We start from the raw sequence: 20,401 nt of genomic DNA on the forward strand, positions 1-20,401 counted from the left end.
GGGTCGATGCACGAACCAGCGGGTCTGGAAAACAAGACAGCGGGCACTGCGCGCCATCGAGGACGCCTAGATCATCGACTCGTGGCGCGGGCGCCGCGATCCAGATGCTGGGGGAGCGGCTTGGGCCGGAAATCCTCTACAGTCGTCAGAAGATTGCCGCATAGCTGCGCCGCAGCGGCTTCCCCGAGCTCTCCAAACACACGGTTGACCGGCTAATGCGGGACACGGGCACGAACGGCCTGGTCAGAAGACACGCCCTGCATCGCCACCCGTGACGGTGTATGTTCAAAAGTCAGCTCGGTGAGCTTTATCTGGTTAATTTCAGGTCGCAATCCAGCCCGTTGATCTGTTGTGCGCTGGACGTACAGCTTCACCGAGGGCGATACCAGTGCCAAGTGGCTCATCTCGTTCGCGCCATGTTGTCATACTCTTGCTCTGCATTGCGCTCAGCGGCTTGCGGGCATTCATATTTGAATCATTCGCCCGTATCAGCCTCGCCAGTGCGTTATTGACTCGAAGCCGATCAGTAATCATCTGGTCGCGCCTTACGCTATGTACTCTAAGCGCGGTCTGCACATCGCCTGCTCGACGGTCACACAGCTTTTCAAGATCCATTACTAGTGCCGATCTAGTTACTGTATTTTCGTCCAGATTGTCTGTGTTCCCTTGCCTCGGAGCCATTTGGCTGATGGAGCGGGTGCTTCAACCACACCACATATCTTTTCGGCGTTAGTCGTTCGGATATGTCGGCTCCGTAAGAACCGGTGGACTCGCCCATGATAAGAACAGAGTCGATATTGTCCTCGGTTCGGCGCCTGATCCAGGTTGCTACATGGGTGAGGCCGGTGGAACTGGTCGAGAAGGTTTCTTGAGCCAGAACCCGACCTGAAGCCGATTCGAAAATCGCGTATGCATGCGTTGCTGCGTGAGTGTCCACGCAGAAATTAAATTGCTAGTGATCAGCCGTAATTGGCATAAGATGCCGCCTTCTTGTGAGCCGTGTCGTGTCCGATATCGGCCCGGGAGAAGTTCACTACGAGGCAGGCCTGTATGGGGCCACAATCCACGAAGATTGGGTTGGCTTCTAGTCAGGCCGTCGCGGTAGGCGGGGTCGATGCCTGTCCGTCCAGCCAGACGGACAGATACCGGAAATGACACCCTTTAGGAGTCAATCGGTTCATGAGTCACATCGGGTCCGAAGAACCAATATCACCCTGCCAGCTAGTCCCAGGCCAGCCCCTACAAACAGTTACAGACGGTTCAGAAGGGATTGCGAGCCCTACTTTTCTTTCAGGTTCACCTCGCTATAAGTCGAAGAGGGCTTACCGCTAATAAACTAGTATTCTGCTGGCGCACCAGCAGTATTCGCTTCTATGATCCTATGGATAGATAAAGGCTAGACGTCGTGACACGGATGGATAGCCGAGAGTAGAAATGTCCCCTCCTTCAGGAAGTATGCAAGATACCGGAAACGTCTGAGAATACTTCGTTGTTCTCTGGAAATTTCCTGGTGCCTATCGAAACCTGCATTGCTGAAAGTGTTTCTAACTTTCAATAAAGTAAAATTCTGCTCGAAGTGGAGATGTTCTATGGATCGCAGATGGCCGGATGATGACTAATTTGTATAAGCAGCTGCTGCTGCTATGAACTTCAGGTGCATTTCGAAAGATAAGTTATCAAGGTGTTATATTGGGCGAATGGATAATATTTCTGTCCCAGAAGCTGCGGATTCCAAAACGATAACTGGCACCGTTGCGCCCGTCATCAGATATGACCCATTGCGACAAGACGGCGCTAAAATGGCTCTCCTGAACGGGCAGTCCACAAACGTTGTCGGAGATAGAAGATACACGATAGACGGAGCGGCTATATTCGACGGCCGCGTCATTTCGGCTCGTGAGAATCTAGATTCTCTCGTCCCGTTGATCGCTGGTAGTGATACCCTTCGGAGCACCGGAGCAAGCTGGATATCTCGGACCCGCAACCCCAATGCTCTATTTGTGGTGGACGAGACGAACCAAGAAGCCGTAGTGGTGCCAGACCCGCTCGGCGGCGCGATAGTCTACTACTACAATGTAGAAGGGAAATACTATGCTTCAACAGATATAGCTTCATTGAACAGCGCATTGCAAGCTGACGGTGTTCGAACGACTAAGTCATACAACTTCCAAGTCGAACGACTTTTAATTGGTAATTGTGGTACTACTGATTCTAGCTATGACGAGATTAAGACACTAGATTCATTTGAATTCATCCAGATCAAATCTGGAACATTCCAAATAGTTAATATGAGAAATGAACTTTTGGAAAGCAACTCAGACTCTTATTTCGAGTTGCTCAGGAAGACGCGGCAAGACATTATCGAGAACGTTGTTGCTGTCGCAGGGTCTCGTTCTCAGATGAAAATCGCTCACATTACCGGCGGGTTTGATTCGCGTCTGGTGCTAGGAGCAATCACCCACGCAGGAGTAAAGGATAAGTTCAGATTTTTCTGTTCCGGTCCCGAGAAAACTCGGGATCGAATCATCGCGGATGGCTTGACCGAGCAATACGGATTAAAAAGGACAACTGGTCCAGGACTTGTCCCTGGACCAGCGCATTCCATCACTGAGCGACTTTTAGGTCCGCTATTTCACAGTGGGGGAATTCTTACCACAGGTCCTAATGGTAGAGAGATCCCAGTCGATGTTGTTGCTGTCGGTGGTGGATACGGCGAAATGTACCGAACCGTCTATGCAGACCGATTCGCCGAAATTGACAGGAATGATCCGAATGCAGCTATGCGGTCGATGCTTCCATGGTCTAACAAAGATTCTACGTATATTTCAGAGGAAGCCTGGGCCTCCTTATCACGGTCGATCAACGCAAAATGGCAGTCGGTCGCCGATCAGTACGAAGAAAAGGATTTCCGGGGTGATGCCCTTTGGATACATCGTCGCGCTAGGTTTCACTTTGGACAAGGTTCGATGGCCTGGAGCCGCGTAGGGACCCGAATCGATCCGGCTTATTCCCTCCATGGATTCAGGCTCGCAATGTCAACACCAATTCTCCTACGTTCGGGTAATGCCCTAGGCTACGATCTCATGCAATCATTCGATCCGGATCTGGTTAGCTTCGAGTTTGATAAACCGCGCTTTGAATCTGACGAATTCCAGAACTTGAGACGATTCAATGGTGTGCGTTCGTTGCCTTTGGGCAGACCGAGTTCTTATGAAAATGCTCCCAGCACGCCTCATACCAAGAATCGTGTCATTCCTAACACGTTGGATCCATTTATTTTGGACGATAAGAATCCCACTGCCGCGGAGAGAGCACAATTCGTCGAGCAGGCAAACCGTCTTGGCGTTAATTTTTGGCAGTCCGCTAGCTATACTGATGCTCAATCTGTTTTGACCAGGATGTTAGCGGATAAACAAATTCGTGGAGCGGCACCGGACTTAAACTGGGCGTATGTAAACGACCTATTGAAAGACAAACCCTTAACTCGTGGACGAATCAGGGATATATATTCGGTAGTCGCCTTAATCTCCTGGCATGCATCATAACAAAACTGGGCACCGTTCTTTACCCCTTTTCTCGTATAAATCGTGGGGTAAAGAACGGTCCATGGCATATCAACCCAAAATATTTAATATTTAGGGTAGCTAGATAAATTCATCTAGAGAGGTCAAATCCTTAACCGCGAGGGTTGTATTCATCAACTCCCGTAGGACAGACCCAATGAGCGTCCCGGATGGCGGAGCATGGCCCAATGCGAACTCTGCTAGGTAGACACCATGGTCATCTCCCAATAGATTTTTCCCTTGTACCAACTCACGCGTTGTCGTCTTGAACCAAAGCGGCTGCAAATGTTCTATACGGTGTGAATCACCTAGATTTTGAAGGTAAACCAATCTGCGCGGTCTATGTAGAGTTGATTCAGTGACCACTGACGTTCGTGACGCACGATCAGTACGGATTCGGCAGTATTCTTTCCAATCATCGCGGCGCAAAGTGTCGTGCGAAAAATTGTATTGACTACGAAGATAGTCCTTGACGAATCTGGGGGAGTATTCGAATATATCTGTTTGTGGGTTCCAAACCAATGTCGTAGTTCGGCTCGAAGTGTCCAGCCCGGCGTTCAAAGCAGCATATCCACCACCGGATCCACCAACCAGAATCAGTTCAGTCTCTAAAATCTGATGCAAGGCATCGAGAGTTGCGGACAGGTTTTCTCCGAAATTGTCGGTTGCGTCCCCTAAGTACCAGGCCAGCTTGAGATCGCGATCAGCATCGAGAGCTGGATCCGCAATCGCAATCAATGGTAGCCCAAGCCTCTTAGTCATGCCGAGACCGGAAAAAAATGGTCCTAATTGAGTGGTTCGATTCGATATCGCTCCACTGAAAAATATCGGAGTAGCCTTATGAGTAGTCTCTTTAATATTTTCGTTGATGTAGAGGTCAATGTTTTTCTGCCCAGCGGCAAACTGGATAGTGTGAATTCCCGGAATGCGATTCCACGTATTCCTAAAATGCTCTAAAGAATCCCACAAATAGTGAAACTGTTTCCATTGTGCGTAGTTCGAATAGTTCATATTAAAATCTCACCATACCTAAATTTTTTGATTAAATATCAGTGCGATGTTTTTGGATCGATTTAAAATGCTCAAATTTCTTACCCGAAATGAGGTCCGTTCTCAATCGGGCATCTGCGCTCACCAAGTGGTTGCCTAAAGAATTGTCGATCGATGCAGCGAATAGATGTGCACCCCCAGGCTTGGGAGTAATTTCATTAACAACGGCACCGCTTGGTGAGGCCAACAAATCAACTCTGACAAATGGTGCTGGAATGCTATGACCTATTCGCTCAGCGATTTCGTAGAATTCTGGAGGAATCCCGTGCCCAACAAAAAGTTCCTTCGAGTATTTACCTGTGTTAACTAGGTTTGAATAGTTGTCGTACCAGCAACGTTGTACTTTAGGAATGCGAACGGTCTCCAGCGCAAGGAGCGGCTGACCGTAAAAGGTGTAGAATTTAATGTCGCGAGCAGGCTGGTCTACGACTTTATCATCAAGAATCAAACGTTCGCGGATCCACTGATCTTCCTTGATCTTACCGCTCGTTATAAGATTCTTCATACACTGGCGTAAGTCAGTGAAATTAGAAATTATATGATTATTAACAAGGTCTATGATGGAATCAGCGGTTATGAGAAATACGCCCTGCGACATGACTCCTGCGAGTGGCTTTACGACAGTATTTCGCTCAAGGGGTATTTGATCGTGGTTAAAACTCCTCAATTCTAGTGCAGGGCTAGACAGTCCAAGACTTTCAGCGAAGGCATAGGCATTTAGTTTCTCGTCCAATAGCCACGCACTATTCTCTCGGTGGCCGAAAGCTTTTCTGCTCTCCCAATAGAGTAATGAATGGAAAGAAGCAGGAGGCTGATGGGCAGGGCGTGGTTTTAAAGTCCGCGGCCTTATCATCTGTTTGTTAAGTCCGAAGTCAAAAGGTAGGCTCGAAACTACTTCCATGGAAGAATTGGTTCGAATCATGCACGTAAAATGGTATTTGCCAGGAGCTAGAGATGGTGGCGTTTCCCATGTGTTCGAACTGCCTGCTTTGGACGTCGCGGTGACCTCGTTGCCACGGTGCAGTTTGAACGTGTATTCGGCGTCGTCAGGTCCGCCCGTCAGCCGCGCGTTGACTTTTAGGCCCAAACCTCTTGTCAATAATTTATAATTAGTCATTTAGTGTCCTAGCCCTTAGCGAGTTCTTCAATTATTTTATTGTAGAAGTCGTTTTGGTAGTGGTATTGAGAAGGGCCCCATTTGTGATTTTTGTCAGATAGAGAAATCTCAGGTCCTGGTTCTATGGTTGCGAAACCTAATCCAGAAAGGTAATCGTAGTATCGTTGGTATAGGGTGTTCGCCGTTGCTGAGTCCATGCCCCTGAATTGCGGAGTTGGAGTTCCCTGTATCGTTATGTCTGTCCAATTTGCCTTGATTAAGCGCGATTTTTCCAAGAGCCCCTTAGCCTGCAATAGGATCTTTAGTTGATCCGCGGATTTTGACCAAATATCAAAATGCCTATCGCTACCAAATCGAATTAGCGTTCGTGGAATCTTAAACGTTGACAGTAGATTTGAGCTAACAAGTTCAGTGGAATTCGTTATATAAGTTCCGCCGTGTATGCGGTATGCGCCTAGGCGCTCACTCAATATATCGAACAGGAAGATATCAATTTCGTCACTGTTTTGGATGATTTTAGGGAAAAGGGAGGACTGGATGTCTCCTCTAACCATTCGAGAGTTAAAGTTTAGCGGCAATGACTGAACTGGAATTCGTTTTTCGGGCTTAGATGCCGCACTAATTAGCGATTGCCTCGCGACATAGTGCGTTAAGGAGTTTTCATTTTTTATTAGCTCGTATGTGTCGCGCGAAACGCAACCGCCGTATACGAAAAATTTCTTCATTTCGTCCTGGAAAGTCGTTTAGATATCGTAAACATTCATATCTCGTCTGTATTGGCATGTATTCTTGTTGCTATAATACCGGTATTCTGATGTGCGGTCGCGAAGGGGAGACTCTGTGTCAGGCTTGGACCTCTTGGAGGGATCCAGTCGGACTTGAGAAATTCGAATGTCACTTAACCTTAGGGTGTTGGAAGTACATCGGATTCAGAACCGCAGGAAGTACGGAAAACTACGTTAGCTCAGACAAGATTTGCTCATTGAACGGCGCCCAAGCGTCAACAGCCCACTGGCCAAAGCCTTTGTCGGTGAGCGTCACACAGGCCAGACGATGTTCCGGGTCCACCCAGAGGAATGTGCCGGACTGGCCAAAATGCCCGAAAGTGGTACCGGGATGGTTTGCACCTGTCCAGTGCGGCGCTTTGGATGAACGGATTTCAAACCCGAGTCCCCAATCATTCGGGTTCTGCCGGCCATAGCCGGGCAGAATTCCAGCCAGGTTCTCGAAATGCACACGCGTTGCCTCGCTCAATGTTTCTTGCGCCACGATAGTTGGTTGCAAAAGTTCGGCAGCGAATTTTGCTAGGTCCGCAGCGGTGGAGCGGCCATCCTTTGCGCAGCTGCCGGCAATTTCCGTATCAGCCATGCCCAGGGGAGCGAAGACCGCTTCCTGGGCATACTGGGCCATGCTGATTCCGGTCTGTTGTTCCAGATGCTCTGCGAGCTTTTCAAAGCCGTAGTTGGAGTATCCGCGTTTAGTCCCTACAGCAAAGCGGATGGTTTCCGAATCAAAATCGTAGCCTGCGGTGTGCGCCAACAGGTGGTGCACGGTTGAACCCTCTGGCCCTGCAGGGTCTTCGAGGGTGATGGCTTCTTCTTCCAGAGCAACCAAGAACGTGTAGGCACTGAGCAACTTGGTCACCGAAGCCAAGGGGTAAACACGTGCAGTATCACCGTGCTGGTCAACGATTGCACCATTGCCGTTCACCACCACGGATACCGCGTTGTCACTTGGCCACTGGTCAATCTGCGTCAGAATGCTCATAGAATGATCTATCCCTCGATTTTCTTCCTCGGATTTTGCGAGCACAACCAGATAATCCCCAGTGCGCTTCGCTAGAATTGCGACAAGGATTGGGTTTGATTGCCCAACCCAACTTTAGCGATTTGGCCCAAACATAGGAACTTCACGCCGTGCATCTCAAGACTCTCACCGTTCGCGGATTCAAGTCTTTCGCATCGGCGACCACTTTTGAGTTTGAACCGGGTGTCACGGCTGTTGTAGGACCTAACGGTTCCGGCAAGTCCAATGTGGTTGACGCGCTGTCCTGGGTCATGGGTGAACAGGGTGCCAAGACGCTTCGCGGCGGCAAGATGGAAGACGTGATCTTTGCTGGCACTTCTGGCCGCCCACCACTGGGACGTGCCCATGTGTCCCTGACAATCGATAACTCTGATGGCCAGCTGCCTATCGACTATGCAGAAGTCACTATCTCCCGCACGCTGTTCCGTACGGGTGGATCCGAATACGCCATTAATGGAAGTTCGTGCCGTCTTCTGGACATTCAAGAGCTGCTTTCGGACTCCGGTCTGGGTCGAGAAATGCATGTGATTGTCGGACAGGGGCAGCTGGACCGCATCCTGCACGCTACCGCTGAAGATCGGCGTGGCTTCATTGAGGAAGCGGCCGGCGTGCTCAAGCACCGCCGGCGCAAGGAGAAAACACTGCGCAAGCTGCAAGCGATGCAGGGAAATCTGGATCGTCTTGAAGATTTGAGCGCCGAGGTTCGCCGCCAATTGGCCCCACTGGGCCGGCAAGCGAAAATCGCTCGCCGTGCGCAGACGGTGCAGCTTGATGTCAGGGATGCAAAGTCCCGTCTTCTGGCAGATGATTTGGTAACACTGAACAACAAGCTTGCACAGGATATTGATGACGAATCCAAGATCCAAGCTCAGCAAGAAGACGCTGCGGCACGTCTGGAACGCATCAAGAAGCACATCGCTGAACTGACTGCCCAGATGGAAACCATTACCCCGCGCCTGGTTCAAATCCAGGAAACGTGGGTTTCGTTGAGCACGCAGGCAGAGCGTTACCGATCGCTTGCCGCGTTGGCTCGTGAACGCGGGAAATTGCTGGAAAGCAATGAAACCCATTTCGATTCCAGCCGTGATCCTGAGCGTTTGGAAGCTCAAGCTGAGCGAATGAGCGAAGAACTTGAGGAACTTGAAGAAGCTCTTGAAGACCGCCACGAGATTCTTGCTGAAGCTGTAGAGGCTAAAGAGCAGGCCGAGGAAGCATCACGCGCCGAACAGCAGCGGATGGCTGCCATGCTCCGTGCCGCGGCGGACCGTCGAGAAGGCATGTCACGGCTCGCCTCGCAGGTGGCTTCCGCACGCAGCCGTGTCGACGTGACCCGGGCCGAAATATCCCGACTCCAGGAAAGCGTCCAGTCCTTCGACTCGGACCTTGAACTGGATTTGCGCTCTCACGCAGAAGTTGCCAGTGATCTTGAAAAACAATTGGCTGGCGAAGCCCAACTGAATATCGATTTTGAGAGTTCAGATCGGGAACACGCAGCAATGTCAGAAGAACACAATGCCGATAGCCAGTGTGAACGCGAGCTATCTGTGCGTGTTTCCGGATTGCGTGCTCGCCTTGAAGCCCTGAAGTTGAACTCCAAACCAGATGATCAGTCGTCACAGCTTCTTGGATCAACATCCGGACTGCTCCTCGGTCGTTTGGGGGAGCTGATTACGGTTAATCCGGGATATGAACAGGCCGTCGCCGCGATTTTGCGTGACAGTGCAGAAGCTTTGGTAGCCAAGAACCTCGGTGATGCGTTGGATCTCATCGAAGACCTCCAACAGCAGCAGGCCAGCCAAGTATTCCTGCACGCCGAAGTTCTTCCAAGTGGTGCAAAGGCTCCTGCGATGCCTAATGCCGTCAGCGCTCGTGAAGTTGTAGCTGCCGATGGCCCGCTGAACAGTTTGCTTGATCAGCTTCTTGATGGCCATTACATCATTGAGGAAATGAGCCAAGCTCCTGCGGCTTTGGTGCAGAACCCATCTGCGCTGCTCACCACCTTGGATGGCATAACTGTTTCGGCAGTTCGCAGTTCCGTGGGGGACTCAGCAGTTGCTTCCCTGATCGCGCAGCAGGCCTTAGTGGAACAGACGGAAACTGAACTATCCCAGTGCCAGGAAGAACTTTCTACAGTCGAGCAACGATTGGCTCAGCGGGGACCAGAGCTTTCCATCGCTCAGCAACAGCGAGATGAAGCCCAGTCGGCGTTGGCTGAATCTGATGCCACCATTGATGAATTATCCACGTATCTGGCACGTCTTGGACAGAAACTTCGCAGCGCGCGATCGGACAAAGCCAAGCTGGAAGAAAAGCTCGAAGCAACGCTGGAGAAGCTGGAAATCGAGCAGGAATCTCTGGAAGAGATTACCGAGCGCATGGAGCTAGCTTCAACGGATCAAGATGAAGAAACCGTTGATGACGCGGCACGAGCAGCTCTTGCAGATGCTGCAGCCGCGGCACGACAGCAGGAATTAGAAGCCCGGCTTGCCTTGCGCAGTAGTGAAGAGCGCGTTTCTGCGTTGCGTTCGCGCGTTGAGGGGCTGCGCCGCACTGCGGCCGCTGAGCGCAATCACCGTGATGTTGCAGCTCGTCGAGCTGAGCAACGCAAGGCGCAAGCAGCCAATGCGATCCGTATTGAGCAAGCTGCTGAGCGCGTCCTGCGTTTCATTGAAGTATCGGTATCGATGGCTGGCCAAGAACGCGAAGAGCTGGCCGGAAAGAAATCCGAACTGGAATCCATGCTGGGCAGTCAACGCAAGGAAGCGGAGCAACTCTCCGCCGAGCTGGCCCGTCTTGCTGATGCTGTGCACCGTGATGAGATGGCCCGTGCGGAACTGCGGATGCGCATTGAAAATCTTGAGACCAAGGCCCTGGAAGAACTGGGATACACCCCTGATCACCTCATCGCCAACTACGGTCCAGACCAGCTGATTCCGGAGGCCCTCGACGAAGATGACAAGTGGGGCGCGCTGCGGCAGAACGTTGATGAAGAAGGCAATCCTGTCGGCACCCGGGCATATGATCGCGTCGAGCAGGAAAAGCGGCTGAAGAAGGCCGAACGCGACCTGGCGGCCTTGGGCAAGGTCAATCCGTTGGCACTTGAAGAGTTCGCTGCCTTGGAGGAACGCCATAAGTTCCTTTCCGGCCAGCTCGAGGATTTGAAGAAGTCCAGAGGGGATTTGCAGCAGATTATTGCCGACGTTGATTCCCACGTCGAGCGGGTGTTCACCGAGGCCTATAACGACACAGCCGTGCAGTTCAGGCGGATCTTCGATCGCCTCTTCCCAGGCGGCGAGGGCCAGCTGGTGCTCACCGATCCCGAGAATATGCTCACCACAGGCATCGAGGTGGAAGCGCGTCCGGCCGGCAAGAAGATCAAGCGGCTCTCGCTGCTCTCCGGTGGCGAGCGTTCGCTGACTGCTGTCGCGTTGCTGGTCGCCATTTTCAAGGCTCGCCCATCGCCGTTCTACGTGATGGACGAGGTGGAGGCGGCCTTGGACGATATGAATTTGGGGCGCCTGATCACGATCTTCGAAGAGTTGCGCGAGTCCTCGCAGCTGATTGTGATTACCCACCAGAAGAAGACCATGGAAGTAGCTGATGCCCTGTACGGCGTCACTATGCGCGGCGACGGGGTTTCTACGGTGATTAGCCAGAAAATGGAACGAGCTGTGACGACGTAGCTATTGCGGTAAAGTAGGGAATTGCAGGAGCGAGCTTGCTTGCTCTGTAATTCACTGTCTCTACTGAGGATGACATGGCATTTTTCCGTAAACGTATCAATGATAACCCTGCTGTTACGAAGAGTCCTGTGCATCGGGAATCAAGGCAGGAGGATGTCCTCCCGAGCGGGTCGGTGCTCCAGGGACCTTCTCCATTGGTGAGTGTGGTTATTCCCGTTTACAACGCCATGCCATTCCTTACGGAACTGCTTAATTCTCTGGAAGCCCAGGACCTGAAGCCAGAAGAATTCGAAGTCATTGCCGTTGATGATGGCTCGACGGATTTTGGCGGAGAGATTTTGGATGTCTATGCGAAGCGAAATTCGAACTTCATCGCCCTGCATCAAGAGAACAGTGGTTGGCCGGGCAAGCCGCGCAATGTAGGCATTGAGAATGCGCGTGGAGAATATGTTTTCTTCATCGACAGTGATGACCGGCTCGGGCCTCAAGCGCTAAGGCGCATGACTTCATTTGCGCTGGAGCACGACGTGGATGTCCTCGTGCCGAAAATGGTCGGTTTGGACGGCCGGAGAGTTCAAGCGAAGCTGTTTGAAAAAACAATTCTCGATGTCGACTACGACTTTATTCTGCGGACCCTTTCGCCGCAAAAGATGATCAGGCGACGGCTTCTCAATTCGCATGGCATCCGCTTTGTCGAAGAAAAAGTCAGGCTTGAAGATGGCATCGCCATGGTCGAAGCATATTCCGCTGCTCGGCGAATCAGCATCCTGGGCGACTACAACTACTACGAGATCCGGCTAAGGTCGGACGGCCAGAATATTAGTACGCAGCAAATCGATCCTGCCGGTTATGTAGGTTCCTTGACCAAGATCGCGCAGACTATCGCGACGTACACGGGGCCGGATCTGGAAGTGGCAAGGAAGCGCATTGCCGGATTGTTCGTTCGCAAGGGTTTGCGTTTCTATGACGGACAACGTTTCCTGCGTTATACCGCAGAACAGCGCGCAGCATGGGTGTCGAGCCACAAGAGTTTCTTGGAAACCTTCCAACTGGATAATTCTGCAGCGCTCTTCAAGCCGCAAGAGGCAAAGCTGGTCGATGCCATCCTCGCCGGCGACTTGGAATACCTGGAGCAGCTTGCCCAGAATAAAATGGAAGCTGAGAAAGCGCCTGCAGTTGTTTCGGTCGAGAATACTGCTGAACGCATCTGTCTGGTCGTCGATTTTCCAGTCTCGGGACCGTCGCCAATCGGCATTCATATAAGGGATCGAGACACCGAAACCGTGGCAAGAGGCGAGCTTGCAGTTGACGAAAGCGGATCGCGGCTCACTGCATCTTTCCCGCGTGCCGCCGTGCTTGAATCGATTTCTCGCTTGGGCAACATCTTCATCGAGTATCAGGGCGTTCCTGCAAAGCGGATCAGGATGGGGAAAAGCGTTGCGAGCCAGGAATTCTCGGGTTTGCTGGTCTACGCAACGGCCAATGGATATATGAGCATAGATGCTCGCCAAGCTAAGTAGCACCGCGCTATAGGGAGCCGGGGTGCCAGCCTTCCCTGGGACAGGCTCCCTCCTGCAGAACACAGAGAGGCTCGTAGTTGCCTCAAACAGCAACTACGAGCCTCTGTGCAGCTAGGCGAACCCTAACTCGCAACGCCTACGAACACGTATTGAGGATTCCGTCATTTCGGTAGGCAACAGTCTCGTCGAGAACCAGCGGACCACCTATGAGCACGTTAGTCCAACCTTCCATGCCGGTCAGCGCTGAGCCTATGGACTTAGGCAGGCAGGACTTTTTAGCCAGCAGCATTGGCGCGCCGTTGTAGCCTGCAGCAACGGCACCGCTCAGTCCGTCGGGGAAGCTCTTGCCGTTGGCAATGAACTGGCGCTGCGCACCATTTGGCCAGAAGGCCTTGGCGATGACAGCACTGGTGTCATAACGCGTTTCTCCGCCGTAGCGAGCGATCCTGGCATTCGGAAGCGCTTTTCGGATCTCGTTTTCCGCATTTCTGGAGATCGCCAGAGGTCCACCAGCCAAGTACACGGTGGAGGGATTCAGGCGCTTGAGCTGCTTCAAGATGGTGCTTGGCACGTATTTCTTGCTGCTCAGCAGCAATGGAGCCTTGCGGTCTGCCGCGACAGCTGCCATGGACAGGGCATCAGGGAACGAGCGTCCAGATGCCACAAACACGTTCTTTGCAGAAGACCAATTCGTAGCAATCTCTGCGCTGGTTCCATAGCGCGTGTTTCCTGCTTCTCGGGATACCGGTGCATACTTCTTCAGCTGCGTGAACGTCTTGCTGCTGACTGCGGTCGGGCCACCTGCAATGATGATGCGGGACGGATTGAGCCGCTTGATTTCCGCAGCCACTGCGCTCGGCAGATAGGCCTGCTTGGTCAGCAACAGCGGTGCATTGTGGCGGTTGGCCAGCGAGGTAACTGATAGTGCGTCAGCGAAGTGCTCGCCGGAAGCCACGACAACAGTTTTGGCCCCGTAGGGGAAGGTGCGCTTGGAGATCGCAACAGGCGTTCCATAGCGGTTGGAGCCAGACATGCGTGATGGGCCCAAGCGGGTCGGCCAGACATCCATATTGCCAAAGTAGCTGGTAGTCAGCTTGTACTGCGTGCTGCGGCGGTTCTTCGCAAAGTCGCGCAGCGACGTCAGATCGCCGTTCCACACGTTGGCATCCACATTCTTCGTTGACCCCAACAAATTGGAGTTGGAAGAATACTGCCAGACATTGAACGTGGTCCAGCCTTCAGGAAGTTCGCGGGGATTCTTCGCAACGTCAGCGGTGGGGAAGATCGAGACGTGCAGTGGCCAGGACTTGAACGCTACAGAATCGCCCGTGCACTCATCCCACCACGACTGGGCCGTGTAGATCATCGGCAGGCGACCGGTCTTGGCCTTGACAGTATTGCCGAAGTCCTTGATCCAGGTAACCAATTGGGAGGGCGTCATGCCGTAGCACATATCGCCCTTGCCCTGCGGATAAGCGGTCTTGTTGTACGGGTTCCACTCGATATCCAGCAGTGGGGGCATGGTGTACCCGTCATTGGTCCAACCGCCACCGTTGGCCATGAATTCCCTGGCCTGAACGGCACCGGAAGAATGGGCAGGCATGGCGAAATGGTACGCACCGCGAATCAGGCCGGCATTGCGCGACTTGGTGTAGTTCTGGCTGAAATTCGGGTCCTTGTACAAGGAAGAAGGCCACGACTGGGTGGCCTTGATGTAGGCGAAACGTGCCCCGTTTGTCTTGGCAGTGGACCAGTCCACGTCGCCCTGATGGCGGGAAACATCGATCCCAAGGGTGCCGGGTGGACGCCAGGTCCGCAACTCATCAAGTGAAGCCGGCGCACCCACCTGGAACGGAACGGATGCCGCAGAATCATTTGAAGACAGCTTCGCGAGATCCGCTAGCTCGTCCATGGTAGGGATCGTCGCGTCACCGGTTTCGGCAATTCGCTTGGCTCCCTGGCCCAGCTGGGCATCGAGGTGCTCGAGCTCCATTTCGGCCAGCGCCTTGTCGGCTAGCCGTACGCGTTCTTTCTTGGAAAGATCATCGTCTTTGGACAGTGCCTTGGAAATTTCTTCAGCTGCTGGAGTGGCAATAGCAGCCGGCGCACTTGGTGCTGGCGCCTCGGACTCAACTTCGCTGGTGCTGGTCCCAGTGGCCTCGGCCTCGCGAGACGGCGTAGACGATGGTTCCGGCGCATCAGCCACGGTAGCAGTGGGCGAGGGAGACTGAACAGTTTGAGCGGAGGGCTCTTCTGTTGGCGAGGCGAACCCCGGACCAGCAGAAAGCGGGATGGAAAGTGCGGCTATAACCGCAATTGATAGAGCTTTGGATCGTCGCGTCCGGATAGCCGGCATGGATTCCCCTGAATAATCGAGTGCAAGTGAAATGGCGAAAGCCTTTGCTAGTATATCTACCCGATGTTTCCCGGCAAGATTCCGGGAATTAATATCGCCGCCGATGCCAAGGGAAATCTAAAACTGCGGAATTGCTTAATCGGCCAATTCCACCGGTTTTATGGTCTTTGGAACCAACAGCCAGGCAATCACTCCGACCAGGCCCACGACAGCCGAAATGTTGAAGGCCAATTGGAAGCTGATCATGTCGGCCATGGCCCCGGCCAGCAGCGGGCCGATGATGGAGCCTAGATCGGTGCACATCTGGAATCCGGCCAGTGCCTTGCCGCCGTTGCGGCCGGAACCAATCACGTCAGCCACGGACGCTTGCTGTGCTGGGCCCAGCAGCCCGCCGCCAATGCCTGCCAGGACCGAGAAGACGATGAAGCCAGCCAGGGAGGTCGAATACCCCATCGCGCCAATGGACACGAGCAGGACACTCATGCCAATGACCACGGGGATCTTGCGTCCAATGCTGTCTGTCAGGCGACCGGAGAACACCAGTGCGCAACCATTGCCGATGGCAAACACCGTCATGGAGATTCCGGCGGCCGTGGCACCCATGGTTTGGCCGAACACGGCCAAGGCGAAAAGCGGGATCATGCTGTTGCGCACGCCGAACGCCAGCCAGCCGTAGCTGAACCCGGAGAACAATGCCGCCCGGTAGGCGGGGGAGACCAGCGCCTCGCGGGTGGTCACCACTTCAATATCGGAATGCCTTGATCGCGGGTTTGCCGCATCTGCATCCAGATCGCGGCGACGGCCCAAGGCCATGTAGACCACGCCTGCGGCAATCACCAGGGCGGTACCGTAAATCAAGAACGGAATACGCATGCCCAGCGGGGCAAGCAAGGTTCCAAGAACCGGGCCGAAGACGTTGCCCAAGAGGAATGAGCCGGCGTACAAGCCTGAGATGCGTCCACGGGATTTCTCCGGAGCCAGGCGCGCAATTAATGCCATCGCTGAAATGGTGAACATGGTCGAACCGAACCCGCCCAGTCCACGAGCAATCAATAGCTGCGTATAGTCCTGGACCACCGCGCAAAGCAAAGTCGATACCGCAACCAGCAGAACGCCAGTGACGTAGATCTTGGGCTCGCCGAGCTTGCCTACCAGAACGCCTGCTACCGGTGCGAAAATCAAACGGGTAAAGGCGAAAATGCTGACAATAATCGTGGCGGCCGCATTGCCGACATCAAAGCTCACTGCATACTGGGGCAAGATGGGGGCGATGAGCCCGAAACCCAATGCGATGATGAATGCCGCAACCAGCAATACGCTGATCTCTTGGGGGATGGGCGCCTTGGCAGCACGGGTGGTTTTCAATGCCATATCAATTGAACAGATGGTTCTGCCGCTCAGCGAGCAGTAACCCTCAGCCTTTCTGGAACGACGAGCGGGGCTAAGCAACCCACCTGCCAGTCTAGCCTTGAATGCAAAATGTGCTGATGCTGGTGCTGCCTGCCATATGATCCCTAAATCGTTGGAGATATGAGACGATTTAGAGCGTGTCTGATTCGCTTATATTAACCATCATCATTGTCGCGGTTGTTGCCGTGGTGGCCATTGGCGTCATTGCCTTCGTCACCAAGGGCCGCAAGCCCAAGACTCCGTATACGTCAGAGCGCGATGCAGACGACTTGCCAGCTGGCCAGAGCGCTGAGGGCGATACTGATGCCGCAGCGGACACTGCCGGTGCAAGCGATGCGCCTGTCGCGGTCCAAGAGCCTGCCGCACCTGCTGCGCCACAGCTCGATGTTCCAGAACCAGTGCAGGGCCGTCTGGCCCGGCTGCGTGCGCGACTGACCAAATCCAACAGCATGTTCTCCAAGGGCCTGCTGGCCCTGCTCAGCCAAGACTCGATTGACGAGGATGTCTGGGAAGAGATTGAAGAAAATCTGCTGATGGCAGACCTGGGTACCGAGCCTGCGCTTGAGCTTGTTGACGCACTGCGTGAACGAGTGAAGATTGAAGGCAGCAAGGACCCGGCTCGCGTCAAGGCAATGCTTCGCGAGGAACTGCTCAAGCTGGTGGATCCTAGCCTGGACCGCAGCTACCTGCCTGAACCGCATCCGGACCGCCCAAGCATCATCATGGTGGTCGGGGTCAACGGTGTTGGCAAGACCACCACCATCGGCAAGCTGGCGCGAGTACTCGTTGCGGAAGACAAGGACGTCCTGCTGGGCGCCGCCGATACCTTCCGTGCCGCCGCCGCCGAGCAGCTGGCTACCTGGGGCGACCGCGTGGGCGTGCCTACCGTGCGTTCCGAGATCGACGGCGCCGACCCGGCCTCCGTTGCCTTTGAAGCCGTTTCCGCGGGCATCGAGCAGGAAGTCGACATTGTCATGATCGACACCGCCGGCCGCCTGCAGAACAAGGTCGGCCTGATGGACGAGCTGGGCAAGATCAAGCGTGTGGTCGAGAAGAAGGCCACCATTGACGAAGTCCTGCTGGTGCTCGATGCGACTACCGGGCAGAACGGCCTGCAGCAGGCCAAGGTCTTCTCCGAGGTTGTCAACGTTTCGGGTATCGTGCTGACCAAGCTCGATGGCACGGCCAAGGGCGGCATCGTCGTGGCTATCCAGCGTCAGCTCGGTGTTCCGGTAAAGCTCGTGGGATTGGGCGAGGGCCCGGATGATCTCGCGCCATTCAATCCGGAAGACTTCGTGGACGCACTGCTCGAAGGCTAATCGATAATTCCATATTTTCTTGATCTCCCCGTCGTCTCCTGCGGCGGGGAGATCTTGTTTAAGCGGGCGCTGCGCATCTGCAATTCCTGCACAGAGCGGTTTTGTTCCTGTTGGGCCATGGGGCGCACACAGGGGTTGGAATCAAGGAAATCTTGCAGTGAGGTCAGTCACACCACTCGATCCCGGGTCCGAAACTCTCCTTGGGGCCTCCACGGAAAAGATCTAGTCAGTGAGTGAATGGAACTTTTCCGGCGCCTTCTGGCCGCAGGTCACCCAAGGAAGCAGTGACCAGCGCTACAGAAAACGTCCAGATTACTTGGGTAAAGATGTTTTCTGGGGAAGTGTGTCCCTTCAATCTGTACGCACTGCATGAGGGATACTCCGGTTGATTCTGGACACCCCCGTGCGGCCAGACCAGCCGGTAAAGGATCCATCCAGAAGTGTCGTCGAACCAAGACCTGCCCATACCAGTCAAGCAGGACCCTAAGCCCAGGGCTTTCCGCATGGACATCCAGGGCCTGCGCGCCATCGCCGTAGGTGTTGTTGTGCTGTACCACTTCTGGGGGCACTATCTGCCCGGCGGCTTCGTCGGAGTCGACGTGTTCTTCGTGATCTCGGGATTCCTGATCACTTCGCATCTGCTCGCCAAGCCGCCGAAGAACATTGGCGATGTCGTCAATTTCTGGATGAGGCGAGTCAAGCGGCTGATCCCCGCCTCCTTCTTGGTGATCCTGGCCAGCGTCTTGGGCATCTGGCTCTTCGCACCGTCCACGGTGTGGCAGGACTGGGGACTGCAAGCGATGGCCGCGACGTTCTACTTCCAGAACTGGTACCTGGCACTGACCAAGGTCGATTACCTTGCCGAAGGCGAAGCTCCAAGCCCCTTCCAGCATTTCTGGTCCCTGTCTGCAGAAGAGCAGTTCTATTTCGTATGGCCAATTCTGATCGGCCTGCTGATCTTTGCTGCCATCAAGTCCGGAATCAAGCCGGCAACCGCCGCGTTGGCCGGGATCAGCGCCGTCTTCTTGATTTCCTTCGGATACTCGCTATACGCAACCGCGACTGAACCGGGCAGCGCGTACTTCTCGACCTTTACCCGAGTCTGGGAATTCTCGGCAGGCGCCCTGGTGGCGGCTTTGGGAGCGCGTGCGCATGCGGCCAAGAAGGATGCGATGAGCTTGATCGGGTCGTGGGGCGGAGTCCTTGCCATCGCATTCAGCGCGGTGGCCTTTACCGGGCAGATGCCGTTCCCCGGATACATCGCAGCGATTCCCGTATTCGGCACCGCACTGATCCTGCTCTGCCATTCCACGCATAAGTACTCGCCGAACATGTTCTTGAGCAGCAAGCCGTTCCAGTTCTTCGGTGACAATTCCTATGCCATCTACCTCTGGCATTGGCCGCTATTGATCCTGATGCCGTTCATGGTGGATGACTTCAAATGGCCCCAGAAGATCATTGCCCTGGCCTTGACGCTGGTTTTGGCTGTTTTGACGCAGAAGCTTGTCGAGGTTCGATTCCGTAAGTTCATTGACGCCTCGGTACTGCTCACGGCGCCACGCTTCCTTGCCACGGGCAGCCTCGTCTTGGCTTTGGTTGCCGGAGCTTTCTACCTCAACACCGAACGCATTATCAATGACGCCCAAGACGTCGACAAGGCCTTGGCCCAGGTCGAAAAGGAGCTGGGCGAAGACTGCTTCGGTGCCGCGTCGCTCAGTGAATCATGCGGTGAAGCAGTGAATATCGAGACGGCCTACCAGCCGGTGGCTCCCGCCCCGGTAGTTGCGAAGACCGACAAGCCGGTTGTCTACAAGGACGATTGCTTCGCCAGCCAGGACGCCGACTACAAGGACCGCCTGGTATGCAACTACGGTGATGGCAAGATCAAGGTAGCACTGGTTGGAAACTCGCATGCAGGCCAGTGGATTCCTGCCTTGGAACCTATGGCGAAGAAGAATGGCTGGAGTATTGATACCTATTTGGCCAGCCGATGCGCCGTCATGGGCGAACCCCAGGTCTTTGACTCCAAGGCACGGGAAAAGGGCTGCGCTGATTATGGCAGCTGGGTGACCAAGCAGATCGAAAAGGAAGACTATGATCTGGTGATCAGCTCCAACCGCCAGTCCCTTCCGGTTTCCGGATACGAAATGGAAAACACCGCTGAGCCTGCCCAGAAGGCCTACGAAAAGATTCTCCAGGACTGGGCCGGCACCGGCGCCGCTGTAGCGGTCATCCGGGATACGTCCTTCCCGGGGGAGACCGTGGAGAATGTGCCTGACTGCGTGGCCTCCAGCGATGGCGAATTCAGCGAATGCAGTGGCGAGGCGAAGCAATGGATTCCGATGGATCCGCAAGCCGACGCGGTGAAGGCCCTGGATAAGCCGAATATTATCGACGTCGACATGAATGACCAGCTGTGCGAGGACGGACGCTGCTTTGCGGTAGTCGGTGGCATCGTGGCCTATTGGGACCACTCGCACCTGACCGAAACCTTTGCCGAGTCCCTGTCCCAGACCCTGGAATCCCGGCTGAAGAAGGAACTGGATTCGAAGGAACTGTTCCCGGCAGCATAGGGCT

Annotated in this window: 12 protein-coding genes; 5 read left to right on the top strand and 7 right to left on the bottom strand. The window is 54.2% G+C overall.

Going from position 1 to position 20,401, the window contains the following annotated elements; translation table 11 throughout:
- Window positions 1-212: 212 nt before the first annotated feature.
- The gene (locus AAZQ98_RS04625; protein ID WP_434690189.1) at window positions 213-404 is read right to left on the bottom strand and encodes a hypothetical protein; all 192 of its coding nucleotides are present in this window, start codon (window positions 402-404) and stop codon (window positions 213-215) included.
- Window positions 405-1,697: 1,293 nt separating this feature from the next.
- On the opposite strand from AAZQ98_RS04625, the gene AAZQ98_RS04630 reads away from it, so the two are divergent.
- The gene (locus tag AAZQ98_RS04630) at window positions 1,698-3,545 is read left to right on the top strand and encodes a hypothetical protein (RefSeq protein WP_400342293.1); all 1,848 of its coding nucleotides are present in this window, start codon (window positions 1,698-1,700) and stop codon (window positions 3,543-3,545) included.
- A 99-nt stretch (window positions 3,546-3,644) separates the two neighbouring features.
- On the opposite strand, the gene AAZQ98_RS04635 is transcribed toward AAZQ98_RS04630, so the two are convergent.
- The 4 genes from AAZQ98_RS04635 to AAZQ98_RS04650 form a co-directional block, all read right to left on the bottom strand.
- A complete protein-coding gene (locus tag AAZQ98_RS04635; RefSeq protein WP_434690192.1) occupies window positions 3,645-4,574 on the bottom strand; it encodes a hypothetical protein in 930 nt (309 codons plus the stop codon).
- A gap of 31 nt (window positions 4,575-4,605) precedes the next feature.
- Window positions 4,606-5,730, bottom strand: a complete 1,125-nt coding sequence (locus AAZQ98_RS04640) for an ATP-grasp fold amidoligase family protein (RefSeq protein ID WP_434690193.1) — start codon at window positions 5,728-5,730, stop codon at window positions 4,606-4,608.
- 8 nt (window positions 5,731-5,738) lie between these two features.
- A complete protein-coding gene (locus AAZQ98_RS04645; protein ID WP_400342296.1) occupies window positions 5,739-6,455 on the bottom strand; it encodes a DUF6270 domain-containing protein in 717 nt (238 codons plus the stop codon).
- Window positions 6,456-6,684: 229 nt separating this feature from the next.
- Window positions 6,685-7,542, bottom strand: coding sequence for a serine hydrolase domain-containing protein (locus AAZQ98_RS04650; protein ID WP_400342297.1), 858 nt, complete (start codon window positions 7,540-7,542; stop codon window positions 6,685-6,687).
- A gap of 104 nt (window positions 7,543-7,646) precedes the next feature.
- Between AAZQ98_RS04650 and smc the strand changes: the two genes are divergently transcribed.
- Window positions 7,647-11,219: a chromosome segregation protein SMC gene (gene smc, locus AAZQ98_RS04655; protein ID WP_434690198.1), complete on the top strand. Its 3,573-nt coding sequence runs from the start codon at window positions 7,647-7,649 to the stop codon at window positions 11,217-11,219.
- A gap of 74 nt (window positions 11,220-11,293) precedes the next feature.
- Window positions 11,294-12,739 (top strand): glycosyltransferase family 2 protein, encoded by a 1,446-nt coding sequence (locus tag AAZQ98_RS04660; RefSeq protein WP_105657691.1) that lies wholly within the window; start codon window positions 11,294-11,296, stop codon window positions 12,737-12,739.
- 136 nt (window positions 12,740-12,875) lie between these two features.
- On the opposite strand, the gene AAZQ98_RS04665 is transcribed toward AAZQ98_RS04660, so the two are convergent.
- Together AAZQ98_RS04665 and AAZQ98_RS04670 are read right to left on the bottom strand one after the other, a co-directional pair.
- Window positions 12,876-14,945, bottom strand: coding sequence for a cell wall-binding repeat-containing protein (locus AAZQ98_RS04665; RefSeq protein WP_181148854.1), 2,070 nt, complete (start codon window positions 14,943-14,945; stop codon window positions 12,876-12,878).
- 285 nt (window positions 14,946-15,230) lie between these two features.
- Window positions 15,231-16,466 (bottom strand): MFS transporter, encoded by a 1,236-nt coding sequence (locus AAZQ98_RS04670; protein WP_105657693.1) that lies wholly within the window; start codon window positions 16,464-16,466, stop codon window positions 15,231-15,233.
- 176 nt (window positions 16,467-16,642) lie between these two features.
- Here AAZQ98_RS04670 and ftsY point away from each other — a divergent pair, with 176 nt between their 5' ends.
- A complete protein-coding gene (ftsY, locus tag AAZQ98_RS04675) occupies window positions 16,643-17,824 on the top strand; it encodes a signal recognition particle-docking protein FtsY (RefSeq protein WP_105657694.1) in 1,182 nt (393 codons plus the stop codon).
- Window positions 17,825-18,264: 440 nt separating this feature from the next.
- Window positions 18,265-20,397 carry an acyltransferase family protein gene (locus AAZQ98_RS04680; protein WP_434690204.1) on the top strand — a complete coding sequence of 711 codons (2,133 nt, stop codon included), beginning with the start codon at window positions 18,265-18,267 and terminating at the stop codon, window positions 20,395-20,397.
- The last annotated feature ends 4 nt before the right edge of the window (window positions 20,398-20,401 follow it).

It is taken from the genome of Glutamicibacter sp. Je.9.36 (assembly GCF_051129975.1).
Lineage (GTDB): Bacteria > Actinomycetota > Actinomycetes > Actinomycetales > Micrococcaceae > Glutamicibacter.

Excerpts from the sequence above, each read along its gene's own strand:
- AAZQ98_RS04630 (WP_400342293.1), top strand. The coding sequence starts at position 1,698 with ATGGATAATATTTCTGTCCCAGAAGCTGCGGATTCCAAAACGATAACT.
- AAZQ98_RS04635 (WP_434690192.1), bottom strand. The coding sequence starts at position 4,574 with ATGAACTATTCGAACTACGCACAATGGAAACAGTTTCACTATTTGTGG.
- AAZQ98_RS04645 (WP_400342296.1), bottom strand. The coding sequence starts at position 6,455 with ATGAAGAAATTTTTCGTATACGGCGGTTGCGTTTCGCGCGACACATAC.
- AAZQ98_RS04660 (WP_105657691.1), top strand. The coding sequence starts at position 11,294 with ATGGCATTTTTCCGTAAACGTATCAATGATAACCCTGCTGTTACGAAG.
- AAZQ98_RS04670 (WP_105657693.1), bottom strand. The coding sequence starts at position 16,466 with ATGGCATTGAAAACCACCCGTGCTGCCAAGGCGCCCATCCCCCAAGAG.
- AAZQ98_RS04640 (WP_434690193.1), bottom strand. The coding sequence starts at position 5,730 with ATGACTAATTATAAATTATTGACAAGAGGTTTGGGCCTAAAAGTCAAC.
- AAZQ98_RS04625 (WP_434690189.1), bottom strand. The coding sequence starts at position 404 with ATGAGCCACTTGGCACTGGTATCGCCCTCGGTGAAGCTGTACGTCCAG.